Consider the following 12,018-nt stretch of genomic DNA (forward strand, 5'->3'; position numbering starts at 1 on the left):
CGCTGCAAAACAAGCGCCCGCAATTCAGCAGCCGCTTTGCTTTAGTTATTCGTACCTCAGTGCCTGGATCGGGTGAAGCCTGGAAGCCTTGCTTGCCGGGAAAACACCAAAAACAACGCCGATAATCAATGAAAATAAGAAACTTATGATTGTAACGGACATAGAATAGGAAATTGCCATTCCTGTTGATAGGGATACGAGTTTTGCTATACCTAATCCTACTCCAGCTCCAATAATTCCTCCCAGTGAGCTTAAGACAATTGCCTCGATTAAAAACTGAATCAGTATTGTCCTCCGATTGGCACCTATCGCCTTTCTGATGCCGATCTCCTTCGTTCGCTCCGAAACGGAAACAAGCATGATGTTCATGATCCCGATGCCACCTACAAGCAAGGAAATGCTGGCGATTCCTCCCAGCAGCAAGGTCATCGTATCAGAGACTGAACTCATTGTTTCCATGAGATCAGTTTGATTAACCACAGAGTAATCATCGCTCTTTTTAGGAAACAGCCTGCTCATTGTCCCCTGAACTTCAAACATGGCTGCAGATAGCATACTTTCGCTTTTGGCTTTGATATACATCGTTTGGATACTTGTTGTTTTAGTCAGGCGCTGTGCTGTCGAAATTGGCGTGATGATGACATCATCGCCGCTCTGCCCCATAGAACTGCCTTTTGAAGCCAATACCCCGACCACTTTAAAGGATGTGCCATCAATCTTTATGCTTTGGCCGACAGGATTGCTTCTGCTGAATAAGGTTTGAGCTGTATCCGAACCGAGAACAGCAATTTTCTGTCTGAAAGCAACATCCAAATCAGATAGAAAACGCCCTTGATCCAGTTTTAAATCTCTTACCGAAAGATAATCTGCATTCGTGCCGGTCAGTGCTGTCTGGGCGGATACTGTGCCATTTTGTGCCGTCACCCGGCCGGATACTGAAGGCGAGATGTTTTTGACAGCAGATAAGGTGCCGAACTTCTCCGTATCTTTTTCCTTTAAAGTAACCGAATCTGTATCGGTAATATTAACGGTCACTAGGTTTGTGCCAAGATTACTGATTTGATTTTTGACAGTTTGAGAGGACCCCTTCCCTAATGAAACAAGAACAATTACTGAAGCCACACCGATAATAATGCCAAGCATCGTCAAAAATGCCCTTACTTTATTGCTCCTGATACTGCGTATAGCCATCTTCATAGATTCCTGAAGGCTCAATCCAATCACCTCCATCTTCTGACAATCTGCCGTCCTGGATGCGCACCACTCTATTGGCTTGCTTCGCTACTTGAAGGTCATGGGTAATCAGGATAATTGTTTGGCCTTTGGCTTTCAGCTCCTTCAGCATATTCAGGAGTTCAAAGCTTGTTTTGCTGTCAAGGGCACCTGTCGGCTCATCCGCCAGCAATACCGGCGGGTTTCCGGCAAGCGCACGGGCAATTGCCACACGCTGCTGCTGCCCTCCCGAAAGCTGGGAAGGCAAGTGGCTGGCCCTGTCCCCTAGCCCAACCATTTTCAGGCTCGCCGCTGCCGCTTCCTTCCGGGTTTTTCCGCTCATTCCACGATACACAAGAGGAAGTTCTGCGTTTTCCAAAGCCGTCATTTTCGAAAGCAAATTAAAATTCTGGAAAACGAATCCAATCTTCACATTCCGGATTGCCGCGAGCTCATCCTCCTTCATCCTGCTCACTTCTTTGCCGTCAAGAAGGTATTGGCCGGAATCTGGTGTATCCAAACAGCCTATCATGTTCATAAAGGTTGATTTTCCTGATCCAGATGGACCAATAATTGATATAAAGTCTCCTTTATGTATTTGAAGTGATACATTTTGGAGAGCATTTACTGTTTCCCCTCCTAATGTATAAGACTTCGAAATATTATTGATTTCTATAATGGGTGTGGACATTTAGTTGCCTCCCTTTCCTGAACCGCCAAAATTTCCTCCTCGCATGGATCTCATGCCGTCTCCCTGGAAGCCTGCTCCGCCCATTCCCATTCCGCCTCGGCCCATCATATTAGGCGCATTCTGGCTGCTGCCGGTTTTAATGGCTGGAAGCTCTACGGTCTGGCCTTCTTCAAGACCTGAAGTTATCTCCACATATTGATCATTGTGTATGCCAATTTTCACATCTTGTCTCACAGCTAAACTGCCATTTTCTTTTGAAGGAGATCCAATCAGGACATATTTCTCCTCATTGTTAGTTCGGACAGCTTCAATAGGGATGTACAGGGCGTTATTTTTGCTGTTTGTTAATATGTCGGCTTCTGTCGACATCCCGATTTTCAAACCTTCAGGCCTTGTAATGTGTACGGTAACATTGAAGCTTGATACTCCGCCTTCAACGGTTCCTTCTTTTGCCACATCTGTCACTACGCCTTGAAATGTCTTATTTTCAAAGGCACTTGCCGTGATTTCAGCTTTTTGTCCCTTTTTAATTGCTGGAATATCCAGTTCATCGATAGAAACCACCGTCTGAAGATTATTGTAATTCGTTATGTGTCCCAGGACTGCACTGTTAGCTGGCCGCTCTCCGCTCTTGGCAGCCATGGCTGTTATCGTTCCATCAAAAGGGGCTGTAATCGGGTCACTTCCATCCGTAAAAGTAACCAGCTCATCCCCTTTTTTCACCTTATCATTCACATCCACAAGGACCTCATCGATTTCACTCGATATAGAGGATGTCAGGTCTTCACTATGAACCGCTGACACAGAACCCGATCCATTGACCTTCACTTCGAGCTTGCCTTTTTGGGCTGCAGCCGTCATAGTCTGTGCAACGGCTGGCTGAGTGCCGCTTCTATTAAAAAACCAGTAACCTCCCCCCAAAACCAAAACTAAAACCACGCCAATTACTATCCACTTCTTCACAAAAACTCCTCCTTCAATCATTATGCATTCCCTTGATAAACCCATTATGAAATCCAAGCCTTAACTTTTCCTTAATAAAAAGCGCAAGCGCCTTGATCAGAGGAACAAAGACTAAAAACACCGCGTCCTGCGGTAACGTCTTTGTGACCCCCATCCTGGGGGCCTTCGACCAGCATAAGACGCCTCAGAATAGAAGGCGTTTCTTTGCCTTCAATTCTGATGTGGCTTATGACCTCGAGAGGCTAGGCGCTGGAGCTGGACTAATAAAAAGCGCAAGCGCCTTGGTTGGAGGAACAAAGACTAAGACTCATCAGAATAGAAGGAGAGTTTCCGCAAATGATAATACAGAAACAAAAATAGACCAGGCAAACATTCACCTGATCCATCTCTGCATTTGCTATTACAAAACCTTGCTTAAAAACAACTTTGTTCTCTCATGCTGCGGGTTCCCGAATAACGCTTCCGGTTTATTTTCTTCCACGATGTATCCGCCGTCCATAAATAAAACACGATCACCCACTTCACGTGCAAACCCCATTTCATGGGTAACAACCACCATCGTCATTCCTTCTTGTGCAAGCTGCTTCATGACATCCAGCACATCTCCCACCATTTCCGGATCCAGGGCTGAGGTAGGCTCATCAAACAGCATGATTTTAGGATTCATAGCTAGTGCCCTTGCTATGGCTACCCGCTGCTGCTGTCCGCCTGATAATTGAGCAGGATAATTTTCGGCTTTTTCCGATAATCCTACTTTCTTTAACAGCTCCAATGCTTTATTTTTCGCAGTTGCCTTTTCCGCAGACCGCACTTTCATGGGCGCAAGCATTATATTTTCCAGGACTGTTTTATGCGGAAAAAGATTGAACTGCTGAAAGACCATCCCTACGTCCTGACGAATTTCATTAATATTAATTTTGGGATCAGTGATGTCATGTCCATTCACAATTACATGTCCACCTGTAATATCCTCCAGTCTGTTCAGGCAACGGAGGAATGTACTTTTTCCTGAGCCGGATGGCCCGATGACACACACCACTTCGCGTTCGTTAATTACGGTATTGATGTCTTTCAGTACCTCAAGCTCACCGAATGACTTTTTTAAATTTTTCACTGAAATCATGCTCATCTGACTATAAATCTCCTCTCTAGGAAATTGGCAAGCAGGGTTAAGAGATAGATGATGATGAAATAGATGATTCCAACTGCCAGCCAGATTTTAAAGGCTTCGAATGTAGCCGCCTGCTGAATCTGGCCTCTCTGTGTTAAATCAGCAATGCCGATTATAGAAAGCAGTGAGGTATCCTTCAAGCTGATAATTGCCTGATTCGTGATTGTTGGCAGCATCCGGCGGAATGCCTGCGGAAGAACGATAGAAGTCATCGTCTGTCTGCTTGTTAAACCAAGCGACCTTGCCGCCTCTGTCTGGCCTTTGTCTATTGACTGGATGCCCGCACGGATAATTTCCGCAAAGTATGCACCTGCATTAATGGCTACCGTCACAATTCCAGCTGTTGTTCTATCCAAATGAATGAACGAAAGAGTATTTAAACCCTGATAGATAAAAAACAATTGCACGATAAATGGAGTCCCCCGGATGGCGTTGATGAAGACCAGGGAAATTCCATTTAACAGCTTAAGAGGTGCAAGCCTCATTAATGCCACGATCAGACCAATGATAAAACCAAGAATTACAGCAATAACAAAAATATAAAGTGTCGTCTGCAGCCCCTTCATTAAATAAGGAAAGGCTTCACTGATTACATCCATAATTCCGCTCCCCCCAAAAAGAAGACGCGCGATATGCACGCCTTAACAATCTCTTCTCTATTTTTGATCACCAAGATATTTTTTGATGATTTCGTCGTATTTTCCGTTTTTCTTCAGTTCTGCCAGGCCTTTGTTGACTTTTTTCAAAAGGTCTTCATTCTCCCCTTTTAAAACAGCAATGCCGTATTTATCTCCATTTAGTCTGTCCCCGGCGATTTCAAGCCCAAGATCTTTTTTGGAGATAGCATAGGCTATAACCGGATAGTCTTCGATTAGGACATCTGAACTTCCATTAGACACTTCCTGGAACATGGAGGGGCTGTCATTGAATTGAACAACCTTAAATCCGATCTTATCCGCTTTTTCTGCAGCAAATCCCGCACCTGTTGTCCCTTTTTTAACAGCCACTTGCTTGCCCTTTAAATCATTGATAGTCTTAATATCCTTATTGCCTTTCTTTACAACAAGGCTAAGGCCCGCATTGAAATACGGATCTGAAAAGTCAACTACCTTTTTCCGTTTATCTGTGATGCTCATGCCTGCAATAGCCATATCCAAATCTCCCGCCTGCATAGCAGGAATGATTCCAAGGAAGTCCATGGCGCTGTATTTCACTTTAAAGCCCTGGCTTTTAGCAATTGCATTCATTACATCAATATCTATCCCTTTATACTTTCCGCCTTCTTCATATTCAAATGGAGGATATGTCGTATCTATGCCCACACGGTATGTCTTGTTCTTCCCATTTCCTCCGTCATCAGAAGTTCCGCAAGCTGACAGTGCAATAATCAACGCAAAAAATAAACCTAATAATCCTATTTTCTTCAAAAGTCTTTCCCCCCTGGATTCAATAATTAAAAATATTGAATTTTTTATTATTGAGAGTAAATTAAAGCTGCATTATGTATGGATAAAGCTACTGCTATTTACCCTGCTGCAAAACTCTTTAAACATCCGCACACCAAAATTATGCAGATATTTTCTGGATTCATTAAAGCACAGTAAAATTAAAACTTCACTCAAGCCGGAATAATTTTAGGCAAACAGGCTTTCTATTTCCCTGCAATTGATGACAATAATAACTTTCCAGGTTAAATATAATGCTGTAAGTTGTGACAGAATAGTAATAACGGAATGTACAGTTCCATGCTTGGATCTCTGCCAAATCCCTTTAATGCAGTGAAGTAAGCGTGGTCAACTATCAGAAAATAGCAAATATAAAGTTTTCATTGCATACCTTAAAATTAGAGTGCTATAATGATTTTTATGTTTTTAAAAGTTCAAACAGGCGGTGGAAAAATTGTCTAATAATTCGAAAGAAAGTAATTTCGTCCCTTACGTTTCCGCATCCAGATCTCTTCCTGAACTAACTGTAACTGCAATTATTCTCGGGATCATTCTTGCGGTCATTTTCGGGGCAGCAAATGCCTATTTAGGATTGCTCATCGGTTTAACTGTTTCAGCCTCCATTCCGGCTGCCGTTATTTCCATGGCAATTCTTCGGGGAGTTTTCCGCAGAAATTCAATCCTGGAAAACAATATTGTCCAAACCATGACAACAGCCGGTGAAGCTATTGGAGCCGGTGCAGTCTTCACCCTTCCTGCCTTGTTTCTCTGGAAGGTTCCGGTCAGTCAGGGACTGATCATGTTTATCGTATTGACAGGTGGATTTCTGGGAGTCTTCATGATGGTTCCCCTTCGCCAGCTTTTGATTGTAAGAGAACATGAAACACTTCCATATCCTGAGGGCACAGCTTGTGCTGAAGTGCTTAAGTCAGGTGAGGAAGGCGGCACAAGTGCCAAGCTGATTGGTATCGGCTTAGCCATTGGCGGTGTTGTAAAAGCACTTGGAGATGGTTTTAAACTCTTCAAAACTGAGGTAGAAACAGGAATCTCACACTTTAAAAATGCTGTAGTCGGCCTTGATGCTTTTCCTTCGCTATTGGGCGTCGGATATATCATCGGACCGCGTGTAGCAGGGGAAATGCTTGGCGGCGGCTTATTGGCTTGGGTTGTCCTGATTCCGGCCATCAGCTTTTTCGGGAGCGGCAGTGCTCATGCCATTTTCCCGGCAGATGTTCCTATTTCCAAGCTTGATGCATGGGGAATCTGGGACAGCTATATCCGGTATATCGGTGCAGGTGCTGTTGCTACAGGCGGATTGATCACGCTCGTTAAAACGATTCCTACTCTGGTTGGTTCCGCTATAGCCACTATTAAAGGTGTACAAGCCAATAGAGGCCAATTAAAGGCGGGTTCACTACGCACTGAAAAGGATATGCCGGCAAAATATGTCTGGATCGGCATCCTTCTTATCATTTTAATTATTGCTTTCACGCCATTTACTGATGTCGGCATTATCGGGGCTATTGCCATTGCCGTCTTCGGATTTTTATTTGTTACCGTGGCATCACGTATTGTCGGAGTTGTCGGCAGCTCCTCATCCCCTGTTTCTGGTATGACCATTGCTACTTTATTGATTGTTACATTGATTTATAAAGCGACTGGGTTTACAGGCATGAACGGAATGGTGGCAGCTTTGACAGTTGCTGCAATTGTTTGTACGGCACTGGCCGTTGCAGGAGACGTTTCGCAGGATTTAAAAACAGGATATATTGTCGGCGGTACTCCATGGAAACAGCAGGTTGCCATGATGATTGGCGTAGTTGCTTCCGCTTCTGTCATTGGATTTATCCTGATTTTAATGAACAAGGCGTATGTAATGGGCTCTCCAGCTCTGCCTGCTCCTAAAGCGGCCCTGATGAAAATCCTGGCTGAAGGTGTATTGGGCGGCGACCTTCCATGGACACTGATTTTTATAGGTGCAGCCATTGCCATTACACTTGAATTCTTTGGTCTGAACTCTTTGGTTGTTGCTGTGGGAATTTATCTTCCTGTCCATACAAGCGCTCCAATCATGTTTGGCGGATTTGTTCGCTACTTTGTGGAACGCTCTGCAAAATCGAAGGAAGAACGAAAGCTGCGTGTAGATCGCGGTACATTATTCGCATCTGGTTTAATTGCAGGGGAATCCCTGATTGGTGTTGTCATTGCAATTTTAATTGCGGCAGGCGTATCAATACCTGACGCTGCAAAATCAGCGAGCAACCTTCTTCCATTCATTTTATTCTTAATCCTTGCAGGACTGCTCTGGTTCGTTTCAAATAAAGGGAAAAACCAGAATGTCTAATAAACGCAATTCAAAAAAGAAGAACCTGCTTACTATGGTTCCTCTTTTAGAAAATCGTGTCAGACTTGAAAGTGACGCCGCTGATTCATTTCTTGTAATCAGCAGGACGAACCTCATCGAACGTTTTTCGATTAAATTCCTTAAGCAGCCAGGCTACCGCCGGATTAAGCTGGATAAATTCGGGGCTTTTGCAATCGGCCAAATGCAGCATCACAAAAATGTCGAGCAAATTTCAAATGACATGCTGCTGCATTTCGGAGAAGAAGCAGACCCTTCCTTGCCAAGGCTTGTAAAGTTTCTTGAAATCCTGGAAGCCCACGATTGGCTGAAATGGGAAAATGAAAAATAAGCAAAATGAAGGCCGAAGCGCAAAAGTCAGCGCTTCGGCCTTTTAATTACCTGGGCTTTGCAACGATTCCGTTATGAACCTTAATATAGCCATGGCGAAGGATGTCAAAGCCTGATTCATACACGTATAGCCCCATCTGTCGCACATCCATCAGTTCCCTGTAGGTATGGTTCATCACATCTGCCATGATGTTATAGAAAAGTTTGGACTTGAACTGCAGCCTCGGAGTAGTCATGATTACATATCCCCCGGGTTTCAGAAACTTCCTGTGCCATTCCATCACTTCGTGTTTATGCTCATCAGGAAAATGCTCCAATAAACCAACACTTAAAACAATATCAAATTCATGGCCAAACGGAAGGTTTCTAATGTCGTTTACCTCATAGTGAATATTCATCTCACTTTTATGCCAGACTTTAGGATGCCCGGATACAGGATTTGATCCGAGGAAGGGATAACTGTCCGGGAAGTGCCCAAAGCGGTCTGTCCGGCAGAAGTCATCATAATCGACCATCAAAACTTCTCCTTCCGGATACATGGCATAAAGCTGCATGGCTTCATATCCTTCCGCCGCACCCAAAAAGAGAATCCTCGGCTTCCTCACATCAAGCCCTTCAAAAAGGGCCCGTTTCCCCCGTGGATCCCAGATTCCATCCTCCACCCGGTGGGCATAATTCCAAAGCGATAACTGGATGGTTTCTCCAAGAGCCGCTTTTACATCACGCATCTGAAAACGTGATAAGTATTTTTTTAGCTCTTTTTTTGATCTGGTAAGCTCTTTTGGGACATCCTTAACAAACCATTCATGAAAGGAACGGTTAAAAAACTCCCAAGAGGTTTTGACAGACATGTCTCCATGTTCTTTTTCCCAGTGTTGCTTGGACTTTGCCACAGACTTTACTTCATAGGGCTTGCCTGCTTCCTTCCACGATAGCTGTGACCAGTCAGAAACCAAATCTGCATTAAAAAACTGATCGAGATGTTCATTTCCGGCATTTCGCAAATCAACCCGGTAGCCGGGAGTGAGCAGCGTTGTCTCAAAATCTTTTTCCGAATAATAGCTTTGATCTTCCTCAAGCCTGCCTATGCTCATATGTCCTCCTCCTTTAACTCTTGGTTTTTTCAGTTCTGTCACTATGCGAAACATCAGGAGATCAGCCAAAACTCAGTGGAAATATAATCAGTGTATAATACTAAAAAGCCATATACGGACGCTCAGTTTGCAATGCTGCGGGAGATCAAGCTGCCACTCTTCCCTGCCCAGGTTCCTTCAATGATGCTCAAGTCTATAGTAACTTTCTGCCATACTAAGGAACAATATTGTCTGAATATCACCAAATTTATAAAGCGCTCACATAAACATTCAACACTTTACAGTACATTTCCTTTTTCAGGAAAAACAAAAAAAGACAGGATGCAAACAAGAGCATTTTCCTGCTGCCTGCTATAATCCCATCATGCTTTCACTCTTTTATTATATTTGATATATACCTGATTCATTACTTCTGCAAACATCAGACCCATGGCTATGGCTCCTGAGAGCATGAAGGCTTTTGCCGCAAGCTGTATGGCGACATTATAATCATTTTGGACAAAATGCCTCATCGCATCATAAGCCATTCCTCCAGGCACAAGCGGGATGATGCCGGATACGCTGAAAATAATGATGGGTGTTTTATAAGCCTTAGCAAAAACCAGGCTGATCACCGCTACCAGAAAAGCTGCGGCAAGTGTTGCGATCACACTGTTCACGCTATTTTCAACAAGGGCATAATAAAGAAGCCATCCAATCATCCCGACCAATCCGCATTTAACGATTGAGTTTTTAGGAACATTAAAGATAATTCCAAAGGATGCTGATGCGATAAAACTGGTGATAAGCTGTGCTAACATCTTCATTTCCTTTCTTTTTTAGTTGAATATAAAAGCAACGGCAATTCCCGTCCCGATGGCAAAGGCTGTCAGAAAGGCCTCAGCACCTTTTGATATCCCTGATACCAAGTGGCCTGCAATTAAATCCCGCACTGCATTAGTTATTAATAATCCCGGAACTAAAGGCATCACAGAACCGATAATAATTTTGTCCACTTCACGCCCCAGATCCATATTTACGATGCAAATGCTAAATACCCCAACGACTAAAGCAGCTATGAATTCTGCAAAAAACTTTATTTCAAGAAGCCTGTGCAAGTAAATTAAGCACGAAAAGCCCAATGCCCCTGCCATGCATGCTACAAGGAAATCGTGCCACTGGCCCTGAAACATGATTGTAAAGCAGCCGCTTGAAATAAAAGCAGCAAAAATCTGTACCCAAATCGCATAAGCATGGCTGGCCTTTTCCACTTCCTTTAAAAGTCCATATGCTTCGATGGCGGACAGTTCTCCAGCGGAAATCTGCCTCGAAATGCTATTGACATTGGCAACCTTCTGCAGGTCAGTCGAGCGTTCGGAAATTCTGACCAGCTTGCTTGGATCAGCTCCATCCGCGGAAAAAATGATGCCTGTCGGCGTTACAAAGCTGTGGGAGCTGGTAATTCCAAATGAGGCGGCAATGCGTGTCATCGTGTCTTCAACGCGGTAGGTTTCTGCTCCGCTTCTCAGCATAATTTTCCCCGCCAGCAGACATACCTCAATAATGTCATATCGATTGTTCATTTGTTTTTCCATTCATCTCTCTCCGAAGAAACTAAAATTTCAGGTGATAAAAAGCCATCAAAATGCCGCCTCAGAAAAGTGAGGGGCGCCAGATACTACTCTTATTGTGTGAAGTTCATGTGCATGGCATTCTAAAAGCATTTTCATTACATCATTGATTTTCTTGCGTTCGGCTTTCTTATCCAATATAACACTAAATTTCACCAGATGTTTAGTTCATGTTTACTTTTCCTATATATTTAGTGCGGCACAAAAAAAACGATCATTCCTTGACAGAATAATCGCAGAAGGCTGCTCACCATAAAACTGGTTTTGCGACCATAAACCAAAGCATGATCAGCAGCAAAGCCATATAAATGTAAACTGCATTTCTCAGGGAATCAGCTGTTTCGCTGAACCCTTCCTTCTGCTGTCTATATTTTCGCAGCTTTGGTGAAAAAGCACGCGCAAGAAAATACAGGGAAGCAGCAAGAATAATGAGCGTCATGTCAATCCAGGCAGTCTTCCAGGTCCAGGGACCTATTATGACTAGCAGGACTCCTGATCCCACGAGGACATGGCCTGCGTGCTTTGCCAGCCGCACCACAGACTGAAACACATTCAAATATCCTTCATTTCCGCTATCTTCACGCACTCTCAGCTTTTTTGCAATAGGGAAAAGAATGACAAACGGGCCGATAGAAGAAATTACGCTTAAAATATGAATATATAAAATCACTTTATATAAAATATACATATCCTAAACCTATGCTTGGCGGAATTCGTGCACCCATACCTTCATTTGAGGCAGCCATTTCATGCCTTTATGCATTGAAAGAATGAATTCTTTGTAGCTCTCAAGATTTTCATAACCTTCCTGAACCGCATGTTCTTCCGTCATTTCTCCAAGTGTCTGCTGATAGACTTTATCCACTACAAAATCATTGCCTTCAAGGACCATCACTTCTCCAACATCTGCATACCGGCCATTTCTTCGTGCTGCTGTTTTTTCGCCGGCCATTACTTTTGCTACATCCTGTTTTACAGTCACTAACCGGTCAATACTGCAAGTTTTTGGCGGCAATGTCTGCTGCATTTTTTCATTGGTCATTTTATAAATCTCCCCTGCTCCAAAATGGTATTTAATCCCCTGATTTACTTCCTTATTGTACCTGCTGGTCCTTGAAAAGGAAATATAATTCACCCTTA

General features: G+C 43.6%; 13 protein-coding genes. 2 read left to right on the plus strand and 11 right to left on the minus strand.

Features of this window, described 5'->3' with window-relative positions; all coding sequences use genetic code 11:
* Positions 1-45 precede the first annotated feature (45 nt).
* From ACN6MY_RS01390 to ACN6MY_RS01415, 6 genes are all read right to left on the minus strand, one after another.
* Positions 46-1,191, minus strand: coding sequence for an ABC transporter permease (locus ACN6MY_RS01390; protein ID WP_419882493.1), 1,146 nt, complete (start codon positions 1,189-1,191; stop codon positions 46-48).
* Positions 1,163-1,903: an ABC transporter ATP-binding protein gene (locus ACN6MY_RS01395; RefSeq protein WP_419882494.1), complete on the minus strand. Its 741-nt coding sequence runs from the start codon at positions 1,901-1,903 to the stop codon at positions 1,163-1,165. Before ACN6MY_RS01395 ends, ACN6MY_RS01390 begins: the two co-directional genes overlap by 29 nt.
* Positions 1,904-2,866, minus strand: coding sequence for an efflux RND transporter periplasmic adaptor subunit (locus ACN6MY_RS01400; RefSeq protein WP_419882495.1), 963 nt, complete (start codon positions 2,864-2,866; stop codon positions 1,904-1,906).
* Between the two features lie 400 nt (positions 2,867-3,266).
* Positions 3,267-3,995 (minus strand): amino acid ABC transporter ATP-binding protein, encoded by a 729-nt coding sequence (locus tag ACN6MY_RS01405; protein WP_419882496.1) that lies wholly within the window; start codon positions 3,993-3,995, stop codon positions 3,267-3,269.
* Complete coding sequence (locus tag ACN6MY_RS01410) at positions 3,992-4,636, minus strand: amino acid ABC transporter permease (RefSeq protein WP_419882497.1); 645 nt, start codon at positions 4,634-4,636, stop codon at positions 3,992-3,994. The genes ACN6MY_RS01405 and ACN6MY_RS01410 overlap by 4 nt, the downstream gene beginning before the upstream one ends.
* 57 nt (positions 4,637-4,693) lie before the next feature.
* Positions 4,694-5,464, minus strand: a complete 771-nt coding sequence (locus tag ACN6MY_RS01415) for a transporter substrate-binding domain-containing protein (RefSeq protein WP_419882498.1) — start codon at positions 5,462-5,464, stop codon at positions 4,694-4,696.
* A 472-nt stretch (positions 5,465-5,936) separates the two neighbouring features.
* Here ACN6MY_RS01415 and ACN6MY_RS01420 point away from each other — a divergent pair, with 472 nt between their 5' ends.
* Both ACN6MY_RS01420 and ACN6MY_RS01425 read left to right on the plus strand, forming a co-directional pair.
* The gene (locus ACN6MY_RS01420) at positions 5,937-7,826 is read left to right on the plus strand and encodes an OPT family oligopeptide transporter (RefSeq protein WP_419882499.1); all 1,890 of its coding nucleotides are present in this window, start codon (positions 5,937-5,939) and stop codon (positions 7,824-7,826) included.
* Entirely contained in the window at positions 7,819-8,175 is a 357-nt protein-coding gene (locus ACN6MY_RS01425) for a hypothetical protein (protein ID WP_419882500.1), read from the plus strand. Before ACN6MY_RS01420 ends, ACN6MY_RS01425 begins: the two co-directional genes overlap by 8 nt.
* Positions 8,176-8,221: 46 nt before the next feature.
* On the opposite strand, the gene ACN6MY_RS01430 is transcribed toward ACN6MY_RS01425, so the two are convergent.
* From ACN6MY_RS01430 to ACN6MY_RS01450, 5 genes are all read right to left on the minus strand, one after another.
* Entirely contained in the window at positions 8,222-9,268 is a 1,047-nt protein-coding gene (locus ACN6MY_RS01430; RefSeq protein ID WP_419882501.1) for a class I SAM-dependent methyltransferase, read from the minus strand.
* Between the two features lie 362 nt (positions 9,269-9,630).
* Positions 9,631-10,074 (minus strand): threonine/serine exporter family protein, encoded by a 444-nt coding sequence (locus tag ACN6MY_RS01435; RefSeq protein WP_177201316.1) that lies wholly within the window; start codon positions 10,072-10,074, stop codon positions 9,631-9,633.
* A gap of 12 nt (positions 10,075-10,086) precedes the next feature.
* Positions 10,087-10,842 (minus strand): threonine/serine exporter family protein, encoded by a 756-nt coding sequence (locus ACN6MY_RS01440; protein ID WP_419882502.1) that lies wholly within the window; start codon positions 10,840-10,842, stop codon positions 10,087-10,089.
* A gap of 283 nt (positions 10,843-11,125) precedes the next feature.
* Positions 11,126-11,560, minus strand: coding sequence for a hypothetical protein (locus ACN6MY_RS01445; protein WP_419884042.1), 435 nt, complete (start codon positions 11,558-11,560; stop codon positions 11,126-11,128).
* Positions 11,561-11,575: 15 nt separating this feature from the next.
* Positions 11,576-11,920: an ASCH domain-containing protein gene (locus ACN6MY_RS01450; protein WP_419882503.1), complete on the minus strand. Its 345-nt coding sequence runs from the start codon at positions 11,918-11,920 to the stop codon at positions 11,576-11,578.
* Positions 11,921-12,018 lie beyond the last annotated feature (98 nt).

Source organism: Peribacillus sp. B-H-3, assembly GCF_048572925.1.
GTDB lineage: Bacteria > Bacillota > Bacilli > Bacillales > DSM-1321 > Peribacillus.